Origin of the sequence: Moraxella sp. E33BD (assembly GCF_041807865.1) — a bacterium.
Taxonomy (GTDB): domain Bacteria; phylum Pseudomonadota; class Gammaproteobacteria; order Pseudomonadales; family Moraxellaceae; genus Moraxella; species Moraxella haemolytica.
Genome location: NZ_JBGTZD010000001.1, coordinates 94,695 through 119,878, shown reverse-complemented (window position 1 = coordinate 119,878; position 25,184 = coordinate 94,695). Strand labels below are relative to the sequence as shown.

Annotated in this window: 25 protein-coding genes; 19 read left to right on the top strand and 6 right to left on the bottom strand. The window is 43.0% G+C overall.

What is annotated here, in order from left to right; translation table 11 throughout:
• The first annotated feature begins 59 nt into the window (after positions 1-59).
• Together fba and ruvA are read left to right on the top strand one after the other, a co-directional pair.
• Positions 60-1,094, top strand: coding sequence for a class II fructose-bisphosphate aldolase (fba, locus tag ACERC6_RS00535; RefSeq protein WP_373627309.1), 1,035 nt, complete (start codon positions 60-62; stop codon positions 1,092-1,094).
• 89 nt (positions 1,095-1,183) lie between these two features.
• Positions 1,184-1,807: a Holliday junction branch migration protein RuvA gene (ruvA, locus tag ACERC6_RS00530; RefSeq protein WP_373627308.1), complete on the top strand. Its 624-nt coding sequence runs from the start codon at positions 1,184-1,186 to the stop codon at positions 1,805-1,807.
• A gap of 31 nt (positions 1,808-1,838) precedes the next feature.
• On the opposite strand, the gene ACERC6_RS00525 is transcribed toward ruvA, so the two are convergent.
• Positions 1,839-2,723 (bottom strand): LysR family transcriptional regulator, encoded by an 885-nt coding sequence (locus ACERC6_RS00525; RefSeq protein ID WP_373627307.1) that lies wholly within the window; start codon positions 2,721-2,723, stop codon positions 1,839-1,841.
• Between the two features lie 256 nt (positions 2,724-2,979).
• Between ACERC6_RS00525 and leuC the strand changes: the two genes are divergently transcribed.
• From leuC to ACERC6_RS00485, 8 genes are all read left to right on the top strand, one after another.
• Positions 2,980-4,413, top strand: a complete 1,434-nt coding sequence (gene leuC, locus ACERC6_RS00520; RefSeq protein ID WP_373627306.1) for a 3-isopropylmalate dehydratase large subunit — start codon at positions 2,980-2,982, stop codon at positions 4,411-4,413.
• Between the two features lie 70 nt (positions 4,414-4,483).
• Entirely contained in the window at positions 4,484-5,017 is a 534-nt protein-coding gene (locus tag ACERC6_RS00515; RefSeq protein ID WP_373627305.1) for a YbhB/YbcL family Raf kinase inhibitor-like protein, read from the top strand.
• Positions 5,018-5,119: 102 nt separating this feature from the next.
• On the top strand, positions 5,120-5,770 hold the full coding sequence (leuD, locus tag ACERC6_RS00510) for a 3-isopropylmalate dehydratase small subunit (RefSeq protein WP_373627304.1): 651 nt from the start codon (positions 5,120-5,122) through the stop codon (positions 5,768-5,770).
• 13 nt (positions 5,771-5,783) lie between these two features.
• Positions 5,784-6,542: a hypothetical protein gene (locus ACERC6_RS00505; RefSeq protein WP_284674465.1), complete on the top strand. Its 759-nt coding sequence runs from the start codon at positions 5,784-5,786 to the stop codon at positions 6,540-6,542.
• Positions 6,543-6,561: 19 nt separating this feature from the next.
• Positions 6,562-7,632: a 3-isopropylmalate dehydrogenase gene (gene leuB / locus ACERC6_RS00500; protein ID WP_373627302.1), complete on the top strand. Its 1,071-nt coding sequence runs from the start codon at positions 6,562-6,564 to the stop codon at positions 7,630-7,632.
• A 180-nt stretch (positions 7,633-7,812) separates the two neighbouring features.
• Positions 7,813-8,775, top strand: a complete 963-nt coding sequence (locus tag ACERC6_RS00495; RefSeq protein ID WP_373627301.1) for a hypothetical protein — start codon at positions 7,813-7,815, stop codon at positions 8,773-8,775.
• Positions 8,776-8,810: 35 nt separating this feature from the next.
• Positions 8,811-9,362: a MotA/TolQ/ExbB proton channel family protein gene (locus ACERC6_RS00490; RefSeq protein WP_373627299.1), complete on the top strand. Its 552-nt coding sequence runs from the start codon at positions 8,811-8,813 to the stop codon at positions 9,360-9,362.
• 10 nt (positions 9,363-9,372) lie between these two features.
• Complete coding sequence (locus ACERC6_RS00485) at positions 9,373-9,774, top strand: ExbD/TolR family protein (RefSeq protein WP_373627298.1); 402 nt, start codon at positions 9,373-9,375, stop codon at positions 9,772-9,774.
• Between the two features lie 72 nt (positions 9,775-9,846).
• On the opposite strand, the gene ACERC6_RS00480 is transcribed toward ACERC6_RS00485, so the two are convergent.
• From ACERC6_RS00480 to dnaQ, 4 genes are all read right to left on the bottom strand, one after another.
• A complete protein-coding gene (locus ACERC6_RS00480; RefSeq protein ID WP_373627296.1) occupies positions 9,847-11,136 on the bottom strand; it encodes a DUF2868 domain-containing protein in 1,290 nt (429 codons plus the stop codon).
• Positions 11,137-11,221: 85 nt separating this feature from the next.
• Positions 11,222-12,064: an RnfABCDGE type electron transport complex subunit B gene (locus ACERC6_RS00475; RefSeq protein WP_373627294.1), complete on the bottom strand. Its 843-nt coding sequence runs from the start codon at positions 12,062-12,064 to the stop codon at positions 11,222-11,224.
• A 12-nt stretch (positions 12,065-12,076) separates the two neighbouring features.
• The gene (nudC, locus tag ACERC6_RS00470) at positions 12,077-12,934 is read right to left on the bottom strand and encodes an NAD(+) diphosphatase (RefSeq protein ID WP_373627292.1); all 858 of its coding nucleotides are present in this window, start codon (positions 12,932-12,934) and stop codon (positions 12,077-12,079) included.
• Complete coding sequence (dnaQ, locus tag ACERC6_RS00465; protein WP_373627291.1) at positions 12,931-14,304, bottom strand: DNA polymerase III subunit epsilon; 1,374 nt, start codon at positions 14,302-14,304, stop codon at positions 12,931-12,933. The genes nudC and dnaQ overlap by 4 nt, the downstream gene beginning before the upstream one ends.
• A gap of 178 nt (positions 14,305-14,482) precedes the next feature.
• On the opposite strand from dnaQ, the gene ACERC6_RS00460 reads away from it, so the two are divergent.
• The 7 genes from ACERC6_RS00460 to ACERC6_RS00430 all read left to right on the top strand — a co-directional run bounded on the left by ACERC6_RS00460 (position 14,483) and on the right by ACERC6_RS00430 (position 20,940).
• Positions 14,483-15,151 carry an SAM-dependent methyltransferase gene (locus ACERC6_RS00460; protein ID WP_373627289.1) on the top strand — a complete coding sequence of 223 codons (669 nt, stop codon included), beginning with the start codon at positions 14,483-14,485 and terminating at the stop codon, positions 15,149-15,151.
• Positions 15,141-16,367 (top strand): TIGR03862 family flavoprotein, encoded by a 1,227-nt coding sequence (locus ACERC6_RS00455; protein WP_284674475.1) that lies wholly within the window; start codon positions 15,141-15,143, stop codon positions 16,365-16,367. The genes ACERC6_RS00460 and ACERC6_RS00455 overlap by 11 nt, the downstream gene beginning before the upstream one ends.
• Before the next feature lie 197 nt (positions 16,368-16,564).
• The gene (serC, locus tag ACERC6_RS00450) at positions 16,565-17,647 is read left to right on the top strand and encodes a 3-phosphoserine/phosphohydroxythreonine transaminase (protein ID WP_373627286.1); all 1,083 of its coding nucleotides are present in this window, start codon (positions 16,565-16,567) and stop codon (positions 17,645-17,647) included.
• Positions 17,648-17,702: 55 nt separating this feature from the next.
• On the top strand, positions 17,703-18,482 hold the full coding sequence (gene gloB, locus ACERC6_RS00445; protein ID WP_284674477.1) for a hydroxyacylglutathione hydrolase: 780 nt from the start codon (positions 17,703-17,705) through the stop codon (positions 18,480-18,482).
• 9 nt (positions 18,483-18,491) lie between these two features.
• Positions 18,492-19,076 carry a manganese efflux pump MntP family protein gene (locus tag ACERC6_RS00440; RefSeq protein ID WP_373627285.1) on the top strand — a complete coding sequence of 195 codons (585 nt, stop codon included), beginning with the start codon at positions 18,492-18,494 and terminating at the stop codon, positions 19,074-19,076.
• 149 nt (positions 19,077-19,225) lie between these two features.
• Entirely contained in the window at positions 19,226-20,083 is an 858-nt protein-coding gene (rsmA, locus tag ACERC6_RS00435) for a 16S rRNA (adenine(1518)-N(6)/adenine(1519)-N(6))-dimethyltransferase RsmA (RefSeq protein WP_373627284.1), read from the top strand.
• Between the two features lie 8 nt (positions 20,084-20,091).
• Positions 20,092-20,940, top strand: a complete 849-nt coding sequence (locus ACERC6_RS00430) for a symmetrical bis(5'-nucleosyl)-tetraphosphatase (RefSeq protein ID WP_373627283.1) — start codon at positions 20,092-20,094, stop codon at positions 20,938-20,940.
• A 96-nt stretch (positions 20,941-21,036) separates the two neighbouring features.
• Here ACERC6_RS00430 and rpsT read toward each other — a convergent pair whose 3' ends face one another.
• Positions 21,037-21,303 (bottom strand): 30S ribosomal protein S20, encoded by a 267-nt coding sequence (gene rpsT, locus ACERC6_RS00425; RefSeq protein ID WP_284674481.1) that lies wholly within the window; start codon positions 21,301-21,303, stop codon positions 21,037-21,039.
• Between the two features lie 456 nt (positions 21,304-21,759).
• Between rpsT and ACERC6_RS00420 the strand changes: the two genes are divergently transcribed.
• Positions 21,760-22,335 carry a hypothetical protein gene (locus tag ACERC6_RS00420; protein ID WP_373627282.1) on the top strand — a complete coding sequence of 192 codons (576 nt, stop codon included), beginning with the start codon at positions 21,760-21,762 and terminating at the stop codon, positions 22,333-22,335.
• 138 nt (positions 22,336-22,473) lie between these two features.
• Complete coding sequence (gene gyrA, locus ACERC6_RS00415; protein ID WP_373627281.1) at positions 22,474-25,170, top strand: DNA gyrase subunit A; 2,697 nt, start codon at positions 22,474-22,476, stop codon at positions 25,168-25,170.
• Positions 25,171-25,184: the final 14 nt, after the last annotated feature.

Genomic DNA, 25,184 nt, shown 5'->3' with positions numbered 1-25,184 from the left:
ATATTTAGATTTTTGCTATAATACATTATTTTATCAATGTTAACCATCTGGAGAGAAATATGGCACTTGTATCTTTACGCCAGTTACTAGACCATGCAGGTGAATATGGCTATGGTCTGCCTGCCTTTAATGTCAATAATTTAGAGCAAATGCGTGCCATCATGATGGCGGCGGATAAAACCGACTCTCCTGTGATTGTGCAAGCATCGGCAGGGGCAAGAAAATATGCAGGTGCACCATTTCTACGCCATCTCATCCTTTCTGCTGTAGAGGAATGGCCACACATTCCTGTTGTCATGCATCAAGACCATGGCACTAGCCCAGCGGTATGCCAACGCTCAATTCAGCTTGGCTTTAGCTCGGTAATGATGGACGGCTCACTAAAAGAAGATGGTAAGACGCCTGCCGATTATGATTACAATGTTGGTGTTACTCGTGAAGTTGTTAAGATGGCCCATGCTTGCGGTGTGTCGGTTGAAGGTGAAATTGGTTGCCTAGGCAGTCTAGAGACAGGCATGGCTGGCGAGGAAGATGGTGTGGGTGCAGAAGGCGTACTGGACCACAGCCAACTATTGACTTCAGTAGAAGAAGCTCGTCAATTTGTTGCCGATACGAATGTGGATGCTCTTGCCATTGCGGTGGGTACTTCACACGGTGCCTACAAATTCACTCGTCCACCAACAGGCGATATTTTGGCTATTGACCGCATCAAAGAAATTCACGAAGCTCTACCAAACACCCATCTTGTGATGCACGGTTCAAGTTCTGTACCACAAGAATGGCTACAAATCATCAATGAAAATGGTGGTCAAATTGGCGAAACTTACGGTGTGCCAGTTGATCAGTTGGTTGATGCCATTAAACACGGCGTACGCAAAATTAACATTGACACCGATTTGCGTTTAGCCAGCACAGGTGCAATCCGCAAATTCTTAAATGACCACCCAAGCGAGTTTGACCCTCGTAAATATCTACAAGCTTCAATCATGGCAATGCAAGACATTTGTGTGGCTCGCTATGAGGCATTTGGTGCAACAGGGCATGCTAGCAAGATTCGCCCAATTTCTCTTGAAAAAATGGTTGAGTACTACTAATAATATTTGTATGATGAACCAAATTAAGGGCATAATTGAGTTATGCCCTTAATTTTATCATTCATTAAAGTTAATAAGGTTGGAAAACTATGATGGGACTGATTCAAGGGGTGGTGTGTTATTTGAATGCACCGTTGGCGTGTGTGATGACAGCAAGTGGTGTGGGTTATGAGATTGAGTTGCCCATACCGTCATTCTGTCAGCTATCTTTAAATGAACAAACGCAAATTTATACACATTTATATGTTCGAGAAGATGCACAACTATTATATGGCTTTATCCAAAAACAAGACCGAGATGTCTTTAGAAAGTTGATTAAAATCAATGGCGTCGGAGCAAAAATGGCACTAGCCATGCTATCAACTTTATCCGCCAGCGAACTAAAGCAGGCGGTAGAGCAAGAAGATGACTTGGCATTGGTTCGTGTTCCTGGCATTGGCAAAAAAACTGCCCAAAGGCTCATCATTGAGTTAAAAGGTAAGTTGGTAGAATTTGGTGGCGTGGCTGAATTTGGTGGTCGTGGGGAGTTTTTTGATGACAATGTGGTTGAATACAATCAAATGCACATCATTGCTGAGGTAGAAAGTGCCTTGATGGGGCTAGGCTACAAAGAAAAGGAGGCTCAGCACGCAATCAAGCAAGCTCAGCTTGGACTAGAAACCATAGACACCTCAAGCCTACTAAAAGCTACTTTAAAACAGCTTGCCAGTTAGCTAACCAAACTTGGGCTAGGTTGCTTTATTTTTATTTTGCTTGTATGTCAGCAATAGATAGCAAATCTAGTAACGCCTGAGTGTTTGCTGAACGAGTTAGATTTGGGTTGGTAACTACACCTAGATGACGCTGTAGTTCAATGTCATCTGCCATGTCAATTTTAACCAAATCTTGATTGATGAGCGTCTCTGGTAATACCGACCAACCCAATCCGATGGATACTAGCATACGGATAGATTCTAAGGGGTTGGTGGTCATGGTTGCATAAGGACGCAGATTACTGCGGTTGAACTCAGCTAGGGTAATCTGACTGGTAAAAGTATTTGCTGCAGGTAGTATGGCAGGGTGATGGGCAAGCTGAAGTAGCGTAACCCCGCTCTTTTGGGCAAGTGTACTTAAGGTGCCTGTTACAAAGTATAGTGGGTCTGACCATAAGGTGTGGTAATTCAATCTTAAATCATAGGTCGGCGGTAGTGTCAAAAATGCCAAGCTAACATCACCATCAAGCACGGCTTTATGTGCTTCTTCAGAATCCATGAACTGCACTTCTAGTTGTACTGTGGGGTGCATCTGAATGAAGCGTTTTAGTACAGGAGCGAGATGGTGCAAGCCGATGTGATGACTTGTGCCGATGACTAGCCGACCACTCACCGTTTCTTTGGAATGCTGAAGACTGGAACGACAGGATTCATAATCCTCTAGCCATTTTTTGGCATAAGGCAACAGCTCGTGTGCTGCAGGGGTGGCAATGATGCCACGACCAATGGTATCAAATAACGCCACCCCGAACTCGCTTTCAAGATTCTTGATGCGTTTACTTACCGCAGGCTGTGTAATAAATAGTTTCTCTGCCGCTCCAGATATACTTCCTGTTTGCATGACGGTAACAAAAGTTGTTAAATTGATGGTATTCATGATAAATTCCTGTAAATAACTATGCCTATTTTAATAAAAAAAAGTTTGTAAATAAATAAAAATTTTATATTTTTATCAATTGGTCTAGTATGCTGCACAAGAATGCGTATTTTGGCATAAAAAATGGTAAAATAAATAATGAATAATTCATTCCATAATTTTTTTAAAATATAAAAATGATAAATTAGATTTATCATTAACCTATGCTATAATAAAATCATTCATAACCCAGACCATGATTAATTCGGAGAGAACAATGGCAGGCACCAATTCACCAAAGACGCTTTATGATAAATTGTGGGACGACCATTTGGTCAAACAGCGTGATGATGGCTCATCGCTTATCTATATTGACCGCCAATTATTGCACGAGGTAACCAGTCCGCAGGCGTTTGAGGGCTTGGCTTTGGCAAATCGCACCCCTTGGAGATTGTCGGCGAATATTGCAACGCCTGACCATAATGTCCCTACCTCACCCAAAGAGCGTGCAGAGGGCATATCAGGCATTGAAGATGACACCTCTCGCATTCAAGTCAAAACGCTTGATGATAACTGTAGAGCTTTTAATGTCATGCAATTTGGCATTAATGATGAGCGTCAGGGTATTGTTCATGTGGTAGGACCAGAGCAGGGTCTGACCTTGCCTGGCATGACGGTGGTGTGTGGCGATAGCCATACTGCAACGCATGGAGCTTTGGGTTGTTTGGCACATGGTATTGGTACTAGTGAAGTTGAGCATGTGCTTGCCACCCAATGCTTGGTTGCCAAAAAAATGAAAAATATGCTTGTGCGTGTTGATGGTAAATTAGGCAAAAGTGTAACCCCTAAAGATGTGATTTTGGCAATTATTGGCAAGATTGGCACGGCAGGCGGAACAGGCTATGCGATTGAATTTGGCGGTCAGGTATTTCGTGATATGTCCATTGAGGGGCGTATGACTGTATGCAATATGGCGATTGAGGGCGGTGCTAGGGTTGGTCTTGTGGCAGTAGATGATAAGACGATAGACTATGTCAAAGGTCGTCCTTATGCCCCAACCGGCGAGAATTGGGAGCGTGCAGTGGCATATTGGCAGACCTTGCATTCTGATGATGACGCCCATTTTGATACAGTGGTGGTAATCAATGGCGATGAAATTGAACCACAAATCTCATGGGGGACTTCGCCTGAAATGGTCATTCCTGTATCTACTAATGTGCCAATGCTTGATGACGCACGAGACGATGTCCAAAAAAGCGACTGGGCAAGAGCTTATCAATACATGGGGCTAACAGGCGGTCAATCTTTGAGTGATATTGCTCTTGACCGTGTATTTATTGGCTCTTGTACCAATTCTCGGATTGAAGATTTGCAAGAAGCTGCTAAAATTGTCAAAGGCAAAAAAGTCGCTCCCACGATTAAGCAAGCGATGGTAGTGGCAGGCTCTGGACTTGTCAAAAAACAAGCTGAAGAACAAGGCTTGGATAAAATCTTTATAGAGGCGGGGTTTGAGTGGCGACAGCCGGGCTGTTCAATGTGTCTTGCGATGAATGCTGATAAGCTACAAGCAGGCGAGCATTGTGCCAGCACATCTAACCGTAACTTTGAAGGTCGTCAAGGTAATGGCGGTCGTACGCACCTTGTTAGCCCTGCTATGGCAGCGGCAGCGGCAATTCATGGGCATTTTGTGGATGTCAGAACAGTTGCTTAATGCAGTTAGGCAGTTCATTATCACATGGACTGCCTTACCAAATATCGTCAAATTTTAAAAGGAGCTGAATATGAACGATTTATCTTTAAACCCTTATTTGGAAGTCCGCCAACCCGCCCAACCACAAGGCGAAATGGTATTAAAATGTGCCGACATTAGCGAAGGTAGCACGCTATCAAGCGACTATGTTGCCAATATTTGGGGCTTTACAGGTAATAACATCAGCCCAGAGCTAGAATGGGAAAATGCTCCAAGCGAAACCAAGAGTTTTGTGCTGACCATGTATGACCCAGACGCACCAACAGGCTGTGGTTTTTGGCATTGGAATGTGTTTAACATTCCTGCTGATTGGACTGAATTACCAAAAGGTCAATCTAATGATTTTGGCAATGGCGTTTTGGAATTAAAAAATGACGCAGGATTGGACGGCTTTATTGGGGCATTTCCCCCAAAAGGCGATAAACCGCACCGTTATATTTTTACCTTGTACGCCTTAAATGAAATGCTAGATTTACCAACCACGATTAGCCCTGCGGTATTAGGCTTTAATCTAAATGGCAAAGTATTGGCGGTAGCAAGTTTGACGGCTTATTATAGCTGGTAAGTTTAAATTAAAAGATAAAATAAAAGTAATGTGCGTATCACGCACCACTGAAAGAAAAAACTCTTATGTGTGTAATACACACCTTACAAAAAGGCAAAAATTATGAAACAATACACCAAACAAATCGGCATTGTTGCCCCCCTAGACCGTGCCAATGTGGATACGGATTTGATTATCCCTAAGCAATTTTTAAAATCCATCAAACGCACAGGCTTTGGCGATAATTTGTTTGATGAACTGCGTTACTTAGATGAAGGCTATTTGGGGCAAGACATTTCAAAACGCCCAAAAAACCCTGATTTTGTGCTAAATCAAGACCGTTATCAGGGGGCGACCATTCTCCTTGCTCGTACCAATTTTGGTTGTGGTTCTAGCCGTGAACACGCCCCTTGGGCATTAAATGAGTATGGTTTTCGCACCGTGATTGCTCCAAGTTTTGCCGATATTTTTTATAACAACTGCTTTAAAAATGGTATGCTCCCTGTGATATTAACAGAAAGCGAAGTTGATGAATTATTTAAAAAATGTTTTGAAAATATTGGCTATCAATTAACCGTAGATTTGGAACATCAAAAAGTCATTAGCCCAAACGGTAAAGAATATGCCTTTGAAGTAGATGACTTTCGCAAACACTGCCTATTAAATGGCTTAGATGATATTGGCTTGACCTTGCAAAATGCTGATGAAATTAAAGCCTTTGAAGAAAAAGCCCGTGCGGATAGACCGTGGGTGTTTGCTGAATTAAACGCATAATAAGGGATAAAAAATGAGCCATTTTTCAGCAGTTGGATTTATTATTGAGTCAAATGATGACATTGGTGAAATTATTGAAAAAATTTTACCATATGCTGAACATCGTAGTACGCACGATAAGCTAAGTTATTTAAGTTATACCGACCCAAGTGGGGTGCAAATTTGGCTTTGTGGTAATAATGACAGCAGAGAAATCGTCAATGTATTTCCGTGCTTTTCACCAAAAACATCACAAATATTTGGTATGAATGCGGTTGCTCCGATTGAACAAGGACAATTTGGCGATGGCATGGCTTGTGGCTGGCTTAATGTGAGCGAATATGATAAAGATGATGGTTGGTGTGACGGTATCTACCCATTAACTGTTGAACTGCCCAATTATTTGGATTATCAAGCCGATGACAAAATTCGCACCGCTTTTTTGACATTATTTGCTGAAGATGTTGATATTTTTGCTGATGTAGATGCTTTTAATGATTGGCAAAAACGAGATGATAATGAACTTGGTTTTAGTTCGGAATTTTTTTCGCCAAGCGGTATGTTTTCCGATGATGAACAGGACGAACCAACTGCTATTGTCTTAGCAGGACTTACTGTCATTGAAGCTGAAAAACGAACCAATACCATTACAAATCGTGAGTTTTATTGGTGTCGTGCTAGCACCTATGGCGGTGAGTATGAAGCTGTTTTTGACCTTGATATGTTTGATGATGTGCCAAAGTCAGGAAATGTGATTTTCGGTAATTATTGGCTGACAGGGCAATTTGAATAATCTTAAAAAGGAAAAAACTATGACAAAACACATCGCAATTTTAAACGGTGACGGTATCGGCCCTGAAATCATCGCCCAAGCTGTTAAGGTGCTTGATAAACTCATCGCTGACGGTTTGGATGTAAGCTATGAATACGCCTATTTGGGCGGTTCGGCATATGACAAATACGGCTCGCCTTATCCTACCCAAACTCAAGAGATTGTGCGTAAAGCCGATGCGGTACTACTTGGAGCGGTAGGTAGTCCGCAATACGACAATTTGGACCGCCCACTTAGACCTGAAAGAGGGCTTTTGGCGATTCGTAAAGACTTAAATTTGTTTGCCAATTTGCGTCCTGCGATTCTTTACAAAGAATTAGCGAACGCTTCCACTTTAAAGTCTGAAATCGTATCAGGGCTAGATATTTTAATCGTGCGAGAGCTGACCGGAGATATTTATTTTGGTGAACCACGAGGTATTATTACCAACGATAAAGGTGAACGAGAGGGCTTTAATACGATGCGATATAGCGAGAGTGAGATTCGTCGCATTGCCAAAGTATCTTTTGAAGCTGCTCAAAAAAGAAATAAAAAACTGTGCAGTGTGGATAAGGCCAATGTACTAGAAACCACCGAACTGTGGAAACAAATTTTTACTGATATGGCAAAAGAATATCCAGAGGTTGAGTTGTCTCATATGTATGTGGATAATGCGGCAATGCAACTGGTCAAAAACCCTAAGCAGTTTGATGTTGTTGCTACAGGCAATATTTTTGGTGATATCTTATCCGACCAAGCAAGCATGCTGACAGGCTCCATTGGTATGCTACCGTCAGCAAGCCTTGATGAAAACGGCAAGGGGCTTTATGAACCAAGCCATGGCTCTGCTCCTGATATTGCAGGACAGGATAAGGCAAATCCGCTGGCGACCATTTTATCGCTTGCGATGCTTCTTCGCTATAGCTTGGGCGATGAAAGTCGTGCCAAGCAAGTGGAATGTGCGGTACAAAAAGTGTTGGCAGATGGCTATCGCACGGCAGATATCTATGAAGAGGGTACTAAATTGGTCAGCTGTAGCAAGATGGGGGAAGCGGTGCTAAATGCAATGTAAGTGCATTGCATGAAAGATAAGCAGAGATCAGGTGTCTCTGCTTTTTTATGATATTTTTTTATTTGCAAACTATTCTCATTATGTTATAATAAGTTTTCTTAGATGGAAAATATACCCATTAAATTTTCGGTATGCCGTCCGTTCCTGTCGGTATATTATATCATAAAGCAGTAGGCTAACATGAGTGATGTCAATTCTATCTCTAAAAATAACATCAAACTGATCGCCCTTGGGGTCGCACTTGCATTGCATGGTTTAGTGGCTGTGGGCTTGGCAAAAATGGAATTTCCTGAGCTAAAAACACTAAAAATCACGCCACCTATCAAGGTGGAAATTATTGAGCCTGTCAAAGAAGTTAAGATTGAACAAGTGCTAGATGAGGTTGTCCCCATGCTAAAACCCATCAAGCCCATCACCGCTCCAAAAGTTGAAAAAAATCCTGATCCACGACCACCAGCTCCCAAGCCGAAAGCTGAGCCAGTCAAAGAACAGCCCCAGTTAAAACCCCCACCAAGTGAGCCACGCAAACAACAAGAGCCACAATTAGATCCGCAAGAAGTCAATCGCCAAGCGGAAATTTTAGCAAAGCAACAGGCTGAAGCACAAGCAAGATGGGAGGCTCAACAAAGAGCCGAAGCGGAAAGACAAAGACTAGAAAAGGCTGCCGCCGAAGCAGCACGACAAAAAGCAGAGGCGGAAGCGAAAGCTAGAGCCGAAGCAGATGCTCGTGCAAAAGCTGAAGCAGACGCCAAAGCAAGGGCAGAGGCTGAAGCTGCCGCAAAAGCAAACAACGCATCCAATCATGCCAGTAATCAAATTGGTCGTGGCACAGGCACTCAAATTGGTGATATCACCATTTCTGCCGCCAAAGCGAATGCCAGTTGGCGACGCAAGCCAAATTTTTCCAATGTTGAAGTGAGTGAGAATGCTAAAGTTGGCACCATATCATTTACCGTTCATCTAAAAATTGATGAAAAGGGCAGAATCATCAGTGCCACAGGGGTAAATACTGGCCTGGGTAAGAATGTTGATAGGCAGATTATCAAAGCTATTAGAGCAGCATCTTTTAATCCCTTTAAAGATGAGCGGGGTAATCCAGCTCGAGGTACGGCAGTTTTACCGATGAGCTTTAATATTCGTTAGTTTAATAAAAATTTAGATTTTTATGAGGAAGTTTTATGGATTTTGCATTTTATTGGGGTCATACTGACGCCGTTAGTAAGGCTTTATTCTTCATCTTATTTGCCCTATCTATCATCTCGTGGGTAGCAGGCATTGTGCGTGTTGTACAGTCATCTCGACTGGGCAAACACATTGGCGATGATCTAAGACAGTCCGTCTTGTCAAGTGCGGATGTGGCTGGTTTGGAATTTAGCCAAAGAAAAATGATTGTTGAGCAAAAATTATTGCAAAAAATTGCCAACTATCGTTTTGAGATGGAAAAAGGTCTACCGATTTTAGGTACGACTGCTGCTATCGCACCATTCATTGGTTTGTTTGGTACGGTTTGGGGTATCTTTCATGCTCTACATAGCATCGCTAAAAGTGGACAAGCTGGTTTGGCACAGGTGGCAGGACCGGTGGGCGAAGCACTGATTATGACAGGTTTAGGCTTGGCGGTTGCTATCCCTGCGGTACTATTTTACAATATTGCCACTCGCATGAACCGCCGTGCCATTCATGTTGCTAATGATACCGCACATCAAATCTTGGCAGAAACCGCCAAATAAGGAGTAAGCGATGGCTTTTGAACTGGGAGACAGCGACAATCAAGGCATGAGTGAAATGAATCTTATTCCACTCATTGACATCATGCTTGTACTCATGATTATCTTTTTGGTAACGGCAACGGTTCTAAATCCGACTGTACCACTAGATCTGCCAAAGACCACTGCTACCGTCAATGAACAACCACCCCAAGTACTACAAATTAGTATTGATAGTTATGGTGATATCTACTGGGACAGTGAGAAAATTAGCCTTGCTGAGCTGGAACAACGCTTTGGGAATGAAGTCGCTAAGGGCGATGACCCACAAGTGCATCTGCGTGCTGACCGTGAAGGCAAATACGATATGGTTGCACAAGTATTGGCAACGGCAAGTAGTGCAGGACTATCTAAAATTGCTTTTGTGAGTGAGTGATTCTAAATAAAAAATAAGCCTTGATGACAGGCTTATTTTTTTACAAAGATTTTGCCGATGAAGAAAAGTTGTTCATTCAACCATCATCACACCAAGCTCTTTTAGTTTTTGTTGCCATGTATGATGATGGCTATTTTGAGCATCATCAATACCTGCTAAGCGAACCACTAAGCCTGTCTGTGCCAATGCCATAATCCGTCTTACCATGCCACGGTCGGGCAAAATATGCACATCAATGATAAGATAAATGAAAGCATTGGCTTGTTTGGCGGTGTTGATGGCAAGCATTAAGCTATTTTTATCGTTAATTACTCCAAATTCATGGCAGATATTCACAGGTTCTGTTGTGTTAATGGCATCATTCATGGGGTATTCTAACGTTGCTAAGATGAATGATTTATCATGCACATCAATGATGGGCTGGCTACTTAGTGTGTCTGGGCGATGATCATCTTGATCAATGATATGCTGACTAAATTGACGAATTAAATTGGCATAATAATAAGACTTGATATCAATCGTAAAATAAGTAGCAGATTTCACCACGCATACCACATAACCCATCAATCTAGGCAAGATACCATATAAAACGATACATAGCATGGTAAGCCAAGCAAACCGAGCGTTCTGTTCGCTTTTGGGCATATCCGCACTGGGTAAATCAAAACCAAAAACAGTAGGCAAGGCCCCAAACAAATTCATGAACTTGGCAAAATGTATGTCGGTCAATAAGGTAGATTCCCATATAAAGTCATAACGACGAAATAAGAATAAACACAGCAATGCCACTAATGTTCCAAACAAAGACGACAGCCAAGCTTGATGTATGATTTTGCCTATATACCATCTTTTGATGGGGCGATGAATGTCGGATTGCAGAGCGAATGCGTGTTCAAGAACAGTGGGGTTGTCAGGATTGATGAGTTGGTATAGCAATGGTTTTTTTAGAGTAGGTTGTTCATAAACCACCATAAAAAAAGACTCATCATCTCGTCTAAATAGGCTGTATAGCCACCAAAGCATTGATAAAGTATGCCAGCCTAGTACTGCCAGTACCACATAAAAGAAATTCACCACCTGTGAGCCAAGCAATCCAAAAACACCGACAAACCCAAGCAAAAAATATCCCATACTAAGCAGTTGCGATGAGCCTTTGATGAGTTTTTTGGACTGGGTTAGTGTGCTTGCAATTTTACCATTACTGTCAATCCTGTATGCTCTGGTTAGGATTTTGTCAAGGGGTGTACCAGTATCTGTTTTGATGGCGTCTGTGATGGTCTTTGGATTTTGAGCAAAAATAAAACGGTTTTCTTCAAGTCGGCGTACCAATTCGGTATGCTCGTGGTTTGGGGCGTGTGTCATAACATCACCTGATTAAAGTGGCGTTGGAGAGATGATCTAAGATGATTAAAAGCAACTGTCTGGTAAATAATGACTCAATCAAGCGTCATGAGTCATGTTCTAATGATTGTAATTGCTCGGTTAATTGTTCTAACTTTGTCCGTATTTCGTCATTATCATGTATAGATAACTGCTTATTGAGTTTTTTAATCTGAGTTCTAAGTTTGGCAGCAACGATGGTGTTTTTTGCTGTGATTTGGTCAATGTTTGGCGTGGTGGTGTGATTGTGGGTAGTGCTTAGGACATTTGCCATCGCTGACTCGACAGTACTGACCACAGGTTTTGCACCTTGCTTAATGGTGGCTTCAACACGGTTTAAATGCTGATGGTAGCGTTGTCGGAGATGATTTTGCTCTTGGGTGCGAGCCGTATCATCAAGTGTGCGTACATGTGCAACCAAATCAATGCAGTCCACAGGGCATGGAATCAGGCATAATTCGCAACCTGTACAAAGCTCGGTAATGATACTGTGCATGTGTTTGGCTGTGCCGATGATGGCATCAACAGGGCAGGCAGGAATACACTTAGTGCAGCCAATACAGTCTGCTTCTTGTATGACGGCACGCATCTCACTGGGTCGGTTTGTCTTGGGGTCGGTTTGCCATTTGCTTGGTGTGGCAGTCATGGGTAGAACACCCAAAATCTGTGTGATACCATCAGTAACCACCTGACCACCTGGTACGCATAAATTTGGTGGTTCTTGATTCATGATGACACCGTGAGCATAAGGCAGGCAACCATCGTGATGCCCACATTGCCCACATTGGGTTTGTGGCAAGATGGCATCTATCTGTGCGATGGCGATGCGTTTGTTCTTGTCAATCTCATCTAGGGTTAATGGTGAGAATAGTACAGGAAGGTTGTCTAATCGGTCGGTAGCGATGCTCATATTTTATCAAATTCAAATGGCGGATAAAGATTCGTCAATGCGAACGACTGCTTGAATAAGCTCGTAAGCTATCGTGCCTTTACTGGGTATTTTTGGCAAATGCTTGATATCAAAAAACTGTGCATCAGCCAGTTCATTCTCCTGTAGGTGAATGTTACCACTTTGATAATCAGCAATAAAGCCAAGCATTAGATTGCTTGGATAAGGCCATGGCTGACTACTTAGATATCTGGCATTCGTGATACATAGTCCAACTTCCTCTTGCACTTCACGAACTACCGCCGCCTCTAGCGACTCGCCTGCCTCTATAAAGCCTGCAATCAGACCATACATGCCTGTATCTTTGTGGTGGTGATGAGCAAGTAGTATCTGGCGACAATGGGTATCAGGACAAACACGAGTAATGGCGACGATGACACAGGGTTGTACTCGTGGATAGGCTCTATGATGACAATGGCGACAGACCATGGCGTGTTCGTACTGATGAACATGGGTGGGTTTGCCGCAGCGAGAACAAAAACGGTGGTCGCTTTGCCATAAGATCAGCTGTATGGCACGGCTAATGGTTTGTGCCATTGATGTATCTAGAATGCCTACGATATGACGATAGCTCAAAAACTGTAGGGACTTATGCTTGGCATGAACGCAGATATTGCCGTGCATACCGATGAGCTTGGCATTAAGAGCGTCATCTTTTGAGATGGCAAATGGATGGATATCTAGGCTACTACTGGTAGGCTTGTTACCATGAATCTCGCCAAATGCTAAGGATATCATCTGATCATGAAATGGTCCAACAAAAAGCACAGGACAGCTTTGCTCATCACACAGTACGCTGTCTTTGTCAATCACAAAGTAACGAACAGTCATGATAGCACCGATTCACGCCACGCTTGGTCGGCAGACTCATCGCTGACTGATGCTTTAAGCATGGTTGCAAATTCTGCCAAGCTAGAAAAGCCCGATGCAGCGGTTAGACCAGAGCCATCGTCATCTGTATATTCCATGTGCATGGCAATTTGTCCGCCTGTCATGGCAAGATAAACTTCTGCTAAAATCTCAGAGTCTAATAAAGCTCCGTGGAAAGTACGATCTTGTTTACCGACATCTAAACGACGCACGAGTGCATCAAGAGAGTTTTTTTGACCAGGGTAGAGTTCTTTGGCGATGGCAAGCGAGTCGGTTACTTTGACACGCTCGTGAAAATCGCTCAGTCCCACTTTGGCAAATTCCATGTTCAAAAACCGCATATCAAATGATGCGTTATGTGCTATGATTTCGCTATCCACCATGAATTCATAAATGGCATGAGCCACATCAGCAAACTTTGGTTTATCCACCAAAAATTCATTGGCGATACCATGCACTCGAATGACCTCTTCATCCATTACTTTGTCAGGGTTGATATAGACATGTAGTTTGTTGCCAGTAAAACGGCGACCAACCATCTCAACAATACCCACCTCAACAATGCGGTCGCCACCTCGGTCATCAAAACCTGTGGTTTCTGTATCCATAATCAGTTGTCGGTTGCTGACACCACGATTGACAGGTTTTGGTAATATTGCCCAAAAGTCCGGATTAACCCTGCGGGTATTGCCATCATAATTGGGATTTTGGTTGTCATCTGGGCTGATGGTAAAGCCAAGCGATGCAGATGATCTGTCGTCTGCATTGTCTGCTGATTGGTTATTATTGTCTGCTATATGAGTGTTTTTTTGACCGACAGTTGAGTCATTGTCGTTGTTATTATTTTGATTGTCATTACCATCGTGAGCAATGAATGACTCGCCTGCACCCAGAACGCCTTGATTGGCAAGTGTGTCTGCCATCTCATTGCCTGCATGACCTGCATGACCTTTAATCCATTGCCAATCAATGCTACGACCTTGTGTTAATTGATCAAGCTCCTGCCAAAGCTCAACATTTAGCACGGGCTTTTTATCAGCTTTTTTCCAGCCGTTATTTTTCCAGTTAAAAATCCATTTGGTAATACCGTCTTTGACATAGCCAGAATCTGTCCAAATCTGAATGGGCATCTTAAAGGGTGTACGCTTTAGGGCAACAATTGCCGCCATTAGCTCCATGCGGTTATTCGTTGTGTCGCTCTCTCCGCCCCATATATTTAGTATATCGCCATTAGGGTATAAAATGTGTGCCCCAAAGCCACCCGCTGATGCACCTTGCTTGCCATTACCCTTACAAGCCCCATCTGTATATGCAACAATAAAATCTTTCATAAACCACCACCAAAGATAAATGATGCGTCATTATAAATCATCATGCTTGTTTTGTCATTTCAAAGGCAGGGCTAAAGGTAAAAATTCGTAGATTTGTGCAGTTTTTTATGACAAATTTGCTATAATAAGGTCTTATCATTCGCCCAATTATAAAGTTTTAATCAACCAGTAATCTGCCATGACCGAATTATCTCACCGCTTTGAACGCCAGTTTCGCACTGATGCTATTTTTGCCCCAAAAGGCACTACGCCCATTTTTACTACTCGTCCCTTATTTCTTGAAATTGGTGCAGGCAAGGGAAAACACACCTTATCGTTTGCCAAACAAAATCCTGATAAACATATTATCGCCATCGAACGCACTCAAGAGAAGTTTTTGGCATTCAAAAAACAAGCGGATGGTGAAAATCTGGATAATCTGACTGCCGTACATGCCGATGCCATTGCTTATACCGCACATCATATCCTGCCCAATTCTTTAGATGGCGTATTCATCTTATACCCCAATCCAGAACCTGCCAACAAAAATCAGCGTTGGCTGAATATGCCATTTTTTGAGTTTTTGGTATCACGACTAAAAGCAGGGGCAGCCATTACAATCGCCAGTAACATTGGTGAATACATTGACGAAGCACAAAAACTACTTGATGAAGTGTGGCTACTGCCTTATGAACGATGTGTGATTAAGAGTGATTCTGTTCGTACACATTTTGAAATTAAGTACCTAGCACGGGGTGAAGTTTGTCAAGAATTGACCATCTTAAAGCCCAACTACTACCAAACTCGTTTTGATGATGCTGATGGTCAAAAAAGCAATCAAGCCATACAAGCAGACCATGACGCATAATCATACGCCCATTGTTGCCATCATTGGGGCAGGGGCATCAGGGCTTATGGCAGCAGAAATACTTTCGGCATCAGGCATTAGTGTGCAGGTCTATGAACAGATGCCAACAGCTGGTAGAAAGCTACTCATGGCGGGCAAAACAGGGCTAAACATCTCGCACAGTGAGCCACTTGATGAGTTCATCACTCGTTATAGCGATGTGCGTATCGGTAACTGGGTGCGTCAGTTTCATGCTAATGACATTCAAGCGTGGATGAGTGGACTTGGTATTGACAGTTATATTGGCTCAAGCGGACGAATTTTCCCTACGCAAATGAAAGCGTCAGCACTACTAAGAGCGTGGTTGCACCGTCTAGATGAACAGGGTGTGTGCATCTACTATCGACATCGTTGTACTGACATTCATGATGACATGGCAACTTTTAGCATACATGATAAAGATGGTCAGCCGATAGGGGTAATTAGTCGGTCTTTTGATATTATTATCTTGGCGTGCGGTGGTGGCTCATATGCTCGCTTGGGTAGTGATGGGGCGTGGCAAGCGTGGTTTGGTCAAGATGAGCTAACCCCTCTTTATGCTAGCAATGTTGGCATAGAGCGTACATGGTCGCCTTTTATGCACAGCCACTTTGGGCAGGCATTAAAGCGAGTAAGGGCAAGTGTTGGTAAGCATACAGATTATGGCGATATCATCATCAGTCATTATGGCATGGAAAGCGGTGTTATCTATAAACTTAATCGCTCCATGAAAGATGAACTAGACACGCAAGGAAAAATCTGCCTAACGCTTGATTTGTTGCCTGATAAGTCGCCCCAATTCATTACCAAAGTCTTTACGCAAACCAAAAAACAATCTTTAAATAACCTGTGTCGAAAAATAGGGCTTGACCCCATTAAAACCGCTTTATTAAGAGAATGCACCAACAAAAACGATTGGTCAGATTTTCAAAAAATGGCTAGTTTTATCAAGGCATTACCAATTTATTTTGACGGCTTTCGTCCTATAGATGAAGCGATTAGCACAGGTGGTGGGGTGAAATTATCAGCATTAAATCACACCCTGCAATCACGACACAATCCACACCTATTCGTAGTAGGAGAGATGGTGGATTGGGATGCACCTACAGGTGGTTATCTATTAACTGCTTGTCTTGCCATGGGTCGAGCGGTAGGGCATCATATAGCTACCTTATTGAATAAAAATACCAAAACATAGCCCAATAACAGCAATGATTGACTGGTGCTATGGTATGGGTGGCTTTGATGAAAAATAAATCTTACGCCATTGGCTTTCGCCCAAAAATTTAGTGCGAAAAACGCCAATTTTTGTGCACAATCTGCTACAATACCAACAGATTCATGATGAATGATGGCGATTTTAGCTGTCTACTTGATTATCTATAGGAATTTTTTATGAAGCGTCTTGCTAATTTTTGTGCAGGTCCTGCATCAATGCCGACCACTGTTCTCCAAAAAGCCCAAGCCGAACTGTTAGATTGGCGTGGCACAGGAACTTCTGTGATGGAGATTAGCCATAGAAGTGCTGATTATATTGAGATTGCCACCAAAGCTGAGCAAGACTTGCGTAAGCTGATGGGTATTGGCGATGATTATGCGGTGCTGTTTTTGCAGGGTGGGGCGGCATTGCAGTTTTCAGCCATACCACTAAATCTACTCAATGGCGGTACGGCAGACCATCTGATTACAGGTAGTTGGTCACAAAAGGCGTATACAGAAGCCAAACGCTACGAATCTCTTGGACTTGGTAAAATCAATCTGGTTGCCCAAGGCGATGGTACTGATGTGCCAAGCATGGATACTTGGCAGCTGTCCGATAAGGCGACATATTTTCACTATTGCCCAAATGAGACCATTCATGGCGTTCAGATATTTGAGACACCAAAAGTAGATGTTCCTATTGTGGCAGATTTTTCATCTTGTATTTTATCCACACCCATTGATGTTAATGACTTTGGCGTGATTTATGCAGGAGCTCAAAAGAATATCGGTCCTGCAGGGCTAACCTTAGTGATTATTCGCAAAGACCTGATGGAACAAGCATCTGCATGGTGTCCAAACATCATGAACTACAAAAATCAATTTGACAATGACAGTATGTTAAATACGCCATCAACTTATGCATGGTATCTGTCAGGTTTGGTATTTGAGTGGTTATTGGATAATGGTGGGGTAGATGCCATTGCCAAGATCAATCGTAAAAAAGCTGACTTGCTTTATCGCACCATTGATGAGAGCGATTTTTATGCCAACAAGGTCAATCTGCAGTATCGCTCCATCATGAATGTGCCGTTTCAGCTGGCGGATACAGCCTTAGATAAGCTGTTTTTGGAAGAAAGTAAAAAAGCAGGACTGCTAAACCTAAAAGGTCATCGTGTTGTTGGCGGTATGCGTGCTAGTATTTACAATGCCATCACCTTAGAGCAGGTGCAGGCACTGGTGGCATTTATGAAAGACTTTGAGCAAAAACACGCTTAATGCACATCATTACCAAAACCAAAGGTATGTGATCAAAGCCAAAACAGGAAGAAATATGCTTGCCATTACCGCCCTAAAAGCATTTAGCGATAACTATATCTGGGTAATCAGTCAGGACAATCAAGCCATCATCGTTGATCCAGGTGAAGCTACACCTGTCATCAAACACTTGGCTCAATATCAGCTCAACCCCATCGCCATACTCATCACGCACCACCATGATGACCACATCGGTGGTGTATCAGCCATTCAAGATGTCTATCCAGACATACAGATTATTGCTCATCGTGAGCATGGTCTTGATGGGATATTTGTGGATGAGAGCGACAGATTTGAGTTGCTTGGGGCAGAGTTTACTACATGGCGAACAGCAGGGCATACCGATACGCACCTTTCTTATCTGTGCCAAGCAGATGATAAGTTGCTTGTATTTTGTGGCGATACTTTGTTTAGTGGTGGCTGTGGTCGTGTGTTTACAGGAACGATTAAAGAACTTTATGATAGCATGACTCGCTTTAATCAACTACCGACAGATACACTGTTTTATCCTGCTCATGAATACACACTTGCTAATTTAAGATTTGGTCTGTCAGTATGTACTGATGAATATAAAGATGATATTGCTCACGCCATCAATCTTACCCAAGAAAAGCTGGCACAAGGACAGCCATCACTGCCAACCACGCTTGAGCAGGAAAGACGCATCAATGTCTTTTTGCACACCCATCATGACAATCTTTATGACAGCATTGGTAAAAATCACTCCCAAAAAGACCACTCGGCTTTGGCGGTCTTTACTGCCTTGCGTGAACTAAAAAACAATTTTAGTGGTTGATATTGATTCATGAGTATCGTCTCTCTTACCGCCTTATCTTTTGGCATGTCTATGGATGCGTTTGCCAGTGCAATCGCCAAAGGAGCGACCGAGCGTCAGACAACCTTGGTGCAGGCGTTTAAGGCAGGTCTTGTTTTTGGTGTGATTGAAGGTGTTGCCCCTATTATCGGCTGGTTGATTGGTGGCGTTGCCAGTCAATGGTTGTCTTACATTGACCACTGGATCGCTTTTGGTTTATTGCTTTTTCTGGGACTGCGTTTTATTCATGAGGCCGCCACCAAAACACATACACATCATCACACCACCAAGACAAATAAAGGTACTCAAGACAACTTTGGGCTGATGCTAATCACTGCCATTGCTACCAGTATTGACTCTTTGGTTGTGGGTGTGTCGTTGGCATTTTTAAAAGCGAATATATTGTTGGCAGCGACCCTTATTGGTATTGCCACGACCATCATGGCAACTCTTGGGGTGTATCTGGGCAACTGCTTGGGATTTCGCTTTGGTAGGGTGGCGATGTTTATTGGTGGACTGGTGTTGCTTGGTATTGGTAGCACGATTTTGTATAGCCATTTAACAACGCATATATGATATATCGCTAAGCTGTTTTATTATTCCTAACTGTTTTTATCCAACCCTAGCCATATGGAAAAATTAGCAAAATCATGCTATGATGGTGGGTTGATGTGGATTTCATATTCACTAAGCATTCTATTTTTATTACATATTGACAAAACCTAATGCGACATATTCCAAAAACCCCCCAAGAAGCCCGCCATGCCCCAAGAAAACGCTTTGGGCAGAACTTTTTGCATGATACCAGTGTCATTCAGCAAATCGTTGCTAGCATCCGCTTGTCTTGTCAGGACAATTTACTAGAAATTGGTCCAGGACTTGGAGCATTAACTGAGCCACTATTGGCGGAGGTGAATGGCATGACGGTCATTGAGCTTGACCGTGATTTGGCAGCTCAGCTCAAAATCAACATTGGTGCAAATAGCCATGCTGATTTTACCATCGTCAATGATAACGCCATGCACATTGACTATCGAGCATTGGCAAAACAGATTGGCAAAGGGGAATTTCGTGTTGTGGGCAATCTGCCTTATAACATTTCAACACCGATTTTGTTTAGACTGCTTGAATTTATTGATGTCATCACGGATATGCACTTTATGCTCCAAAAAGAAGTGGTGGACCGTATCACCGCCGAGCCTAATAGCAAAGAGTATGGGCGATTGTCCGTCATCATGCAATACTGCTGCACAGCAGATTATCTATTGACCGTGCCAAAAGGGGCGTTTAATCCACCACCAAAAGTAACTTCGGCGGTATTTCGTCTAACGCCATTTAAGCAAAAACCTTATACCGCTCAAGATGAGGCATTGTTTGCCATCATTGTTCGTGAAACTTTTAATCATCGTAGAAAAACTTTAAGAGCTATTTTTAAATCTGTATCTTTGTTGCCTACCTTAGAAGAAGCCGATTTTCAAGATATCAGCATCAGCCCACAAGCACGCCCAGAGTCGCTGTCGGTGGCTGATTTTGTGCGTCTGTCTGATTTGGCAGCTCAAAAGATGGCAACCTTAAAAGAGTAAGGTGGTTCATGACGCATCAAGCATACCAAACTTATCGTCATCAGTATGTCATCGGTGACCTTCAGGGGTGTTTTGGGGCATTTTTAAGCCTACTTAGACAGATAGACTTTGATGAAACCAAAGATAAAATCTGGCTAGCAGGCGATATTGTGGCTAGAGGCGAGGATTCGTTATCTACCCTAAGAGAGGCTAAGCGACTTTCTGACATTGGGGCATTGACTACCGTAATTGGTAATCACGATATCACACTTATTGCAGTGTGGCGTGGCATCATGCCACCCAAGCCAAAAGATAAAACAGCCCCCATCTTTGATGCACCTGATTGTGATGAGTTATTAAACTGGTTACGCACACAACCATTGCTTGTCTTTCCTAGTGATGAGACGGTGCTGACCCATGCAGGCATACCGCCTAACTGGTCCATTGATGAGGCTAATTCATACGCCAAAGAGCTTCAAACTGCTTTAAGTGGCGATTTGTCAAGCCTAGATAAGCTACTACCAAAACTATACAGCAAAAAAATTGAGCCTTGGCATGATGACATAAAAGGGGCAAAACGCCTAAGACTCATCGCTAATTATCTAACCAGAATGCGTCTTTGTGATAAAAATGGTGTACTTGAATTTGGCTTTAAAGAAGGTTTGTTGGACAAAATGCCGACCGGATATCGTCCTTGGTTTCTTTGGCATGCCCCAAGAAAAAGAAGGGTGTTATTTGGTCATTGGGCGGCACTGCAAGCAAAAGTTGCCAGTGATGATGTACGATCGCTTGATGGTGGCTGTGTATGGGGTGGTGATTTGGTGGCTTACCGTTTGTCAGATGGTGCTGTTATTCGGCTACAAGCGATGGATATTTAAGTATTACACCAGAAGCGTTCTAAAAAATATTCCAACCGTTCAGTATAAAAAATGACATAAAAAAGACCTTACAAGAAGGTCTTTTTTATTAAGCAATTAAGCTTGTAGTGCTTTGATTGCTTTGTTTAGACGGCTCTTATGACGAGCTGCTTTATTCTTGTGAATAACGCCTTTGTCAGCCATACGGTCAATCACAGGAACAGCTTTTTTATATGCTTCGGTAGCTAATTCGTATGATTTTGCTTCAATGGCTGCGTTCACACGCTTGATGAAAGTACGCACCATTGAACGCTGAGAAGCTAGTTGTTGGCGACGCTTAGTGTTTTGACGAGCGCGTTTACGAGCTTGGGCTGAGTTTGCCATGTTGTATCCTTGAGATAAAATGTTAAGGTGAAATTTAAATATGCTAAGCGTGATAACTCTGGCAGCCACCGAATTATCATTTTTCAAAAGCTCTTATAATAAAAGCCCCTAAAATAGACACGATGCCTAACATAATAAAGCATGATTTTATCAAAATCTATAAAAATACTCAATAAAAATCAATACTTATCTGAGGATTGGTATATTTTACGGCATTTTTGGGGTATTTGGCAAGACTTTTACATGGGGATAAATATAAATTAAGTCATTTTATGTTAAAATGGGTTGATTGGTGTGTTTTTTTGGTTTTATGAAAAGAAAAGCAATTTTAATTGGCAGTTCAAATCAGGTCGGTCAGGTACTCATGCGAGAGCTTGGGGCATTGTATGATACTTTGATTGTCATCACTTGAACACAGCCTTATAGCATCAGAGAAAATACACACACATTTATCATGTGCAAAACTTTGATTCTTTATCCAGCATTATTGCCAGTATACCGATTGGTGCTGATACTGATGCGTTTAGCTGTCTTGATATGGATAAAAAAGACGCTGTCAGCTTTGATGAATTTTATCAAGTGAATGTCTTGTTTAATCTGGATTTTGCCAAAAGCTGTTTGGATAAAGGCGTTGCCCGAATGTTTTATTTATCGCAAGCAGGTGTTCATACCCCCAACAAAGACCCAAAGCTCACCGCCAAAGCCGATGTTGAACAACGCTTACAATCACTGGGCTTTGATAAACTTGTGGTCTTTCGTCCACATAAACTTACCTTGCCAAAAAACAAACTCTCCTTAAAAAATGCAAAAAACTTCAGTTTAAGTGCAGGCTTAGCCCTTGGCTTAAATCTTGCTAAAAATACCGTTAAAAGACTAGAGAGTCTTGTCTTGTTGGATAAACAAACTCCCCTTAGTCCCAAACGAGTCGCCACTGCAATGTCTTTGATAGCATATCGCCTACATCAAGACAATAAGCACCATAAGCATTCATCTCATTTTTGGTATTTAGCCATGATGATATTCATGACTTGACTAAGATGGATAGACACTAGTTGCTGTTTTGATGATTTTGTGAGTAATCAACACTGTAATTCTGGGCTTTTTTGTGTTATTTTTTGTGCGTTTATGATAAAATAGACGCTTGATTTTAAAACGAAAAAAGGGTTTTTTATGACCGATAGCGTAACCCCCGTTGGGATTGTTGATGAGTTAAAGCAATCCTACCTTGACTATGCGATGAGCGTCATCGTCTCTCGTGCCTTACCCGATGTACGAGATGGCTTAAAGCCTGTACACCGCCGTGTCATGTACGCCATGCACGAGCTGTCTAATGACTATAATAAACCTTACAAAAAATCTGCTCGTGTCGTGGGCGATGTTATCGGTAAATATCACCCGCATGGCGATACTGCTGTGTATGATGCGATTGTGCGTCTTGCTCAGCCATTTTCTATGCGTTATATGATGGTAGATGGGCAAGGTAACTTTGGTTCGGTAGATGGTGATCCGCCTGCCGCCATGCGTTATACCGAAGTGCGTATGCAAAAGCTGACCCACCAAATGCTTGCTGATCTTGACAAGGATACAGTGGACTGGGAAGATAACTATGATGGCTCTGAAAGAATGCCGTCTGTATTGCCCGCTCGTGTGCCAAACTTGCTTGTCAATGGGGCAACAGGTATTGCAGTAGGTATGGCAACCAACATGGCACCGCACAACCTAACCGAAGTGGTGAATGCTTGCCTTGCTTATGCTGATAACCCCATGATTGAAAAAGATGAGTTGGCTAGCCATATTAGCGGTCCTGATTTTCCTACAGGCGGCATCATCTATGGGCGTAGTGGTATCCGTGATGCCTACATGACAGGCAAGGGACGACTGCACATTCGTGGTCGATATGTCATTGAAAATATGGAAGGGAACTCAAAAGACCGTGAACGCATTGTTTTTACCGAGATTCCTTATCAAGTCAATAAAGCCAAACTCATCGAGCAAATCGCTCAGCTGGTCAATGATAAAAAACTAGACGGCATCACAGGGGTGCGTGATGAATCTGACAAAGAAGGTATGCGGATTGCCATTGACCTAAGGCGTGGTGAAAATGCTGAAGTTGTGGTCAATAATCTGTTTTTACAAACACCCCTGGAATCTAGTTTTAGCATCAATATGGTCGCTCTTGACAATGGGCAGCCACGCTTGATGACCTTGCATAACTTGATAGCAAGCTTCATTCGTCATCGCCAAGAGGTTGTTACCCGCCGTACCATTTTTGAGTTAAATAAAGCCAAAGCTCGTGGGCATCTGCTTGAGGGCTTAACCATTGCCCTTGCCAATATTGATGATATTATTGAAACCATCAAAAAGTCTACCAATCGTAGCGAGGCTCGTGAGAACTTGCTTGGGCGGATTTGGCAATCAGGTGGTGTGGTCGCCATGCTACAAGCAGCAGGGGCAACATCGGTTCGTCCAGACATCATTGAAGGCGAGGACTTAAACGCACCATTTGGGCTAATCAATAACGATAAAGAATATCGCCTATCGCCTGACCAAGTCAATGCCATCTTGGATATGCAACTTCACCGTTTAACAGGCTTGGAGCAGGATAAGCTATCTAAAGAATACCAAGAGATTTTGGGTGAGATTGCTCGTTTGCAGATGATTTTGGCAGATTTTGACAAATTGATGGGCGTGATTAAGGCAGAGCTGATTCAAATCCGTGATGATTTTGGCGATGAACGAAAAACCGATATTGTGGACGCACGAGCTGATTTTAGCCGTGAGGATTTAATCCCAGAACAGACGGTTGTGATGACTGTATCACGCACAGGCTACGCCAAAACCCAGCCAATTGGCGACTACCAAGCCCAAAAGCGTGGCGGTAAGGGTAAATCAGCCACTGCCATGAAAGAAGATGATGTGATTGATCATTTGCTTGTTACTAGCACCCATGCTCATATTTTATGCTTTACTAATACAGGGCGTGTGTTTGGCTTGCGTGGCTTTGAGGTGCCGATTGCTTCTCGTGGCTCAAAGGGAAGACCGCTTGTTAATCTTATCAACATAGAGTCTGATGAGAGCGTAACTGCCATTTTGCCTGTGGAGAGCCTTGCTGATGATGGCAAGTTTGTGTTTTTTGCCACCGCAAGCGGTACAGTCAAGCGTGTGGCATTATCGCAATTTGCTAATTTGCGTGCCAATGGGCTACGAGCCATTGATCTGGTGGATGGCGATACCTTAATTGGGGTGGCAATCACAGACGGCGAACAAGAGATCATGCTGTTCTCTAACGAAGGTAAGGCAATTCGCTTTAAAGAGTCTGTCATTCGTGCCATGGGGCGTACCGCTAAGGGCGTTCGAGGCATTCGTGTCAATTTGCTTGCCAATCTTGGCGTAGCAGGTTTAGATGACGATGAACCTACAGATGATACCAATGATGATAGTGTGGTATCCATCAGTCATGTGGTGTCGTTGGTGGTTGCACCGCAAGCAGGCGAGATTTTGACAGCGTGTGAGAACGGCTATGGCAAACGCACGCCCATTGAAGATTATCCAACCAAAGGGCGTGGCGGTCAAGGTGTAATCGCCATCAAGACATCAGAGCGTAACGGTCAGCTTGTTAAGGCTGTGGCGGTAACTGGCGATGAAGACGTTATTTTGATTTCTGATAAAGGCACGCTCGTTCGCACACCGGTCGCCCAAATCGCTACCGCAGGGCGTAATGCACAAGGCGTTCGTCTCATTCGCATCGGCGAGAGTGAAACGCTTGTGGGGCTTGCGTGTGTGGAGCACGAAGAGCCAAGCGATGATGAGCTAAGCGAAAGTAGTGATGATGGCGAAGTGGTGGAGATTGATCAAGACGGTCAGTAACTAGCAAGGCAAAA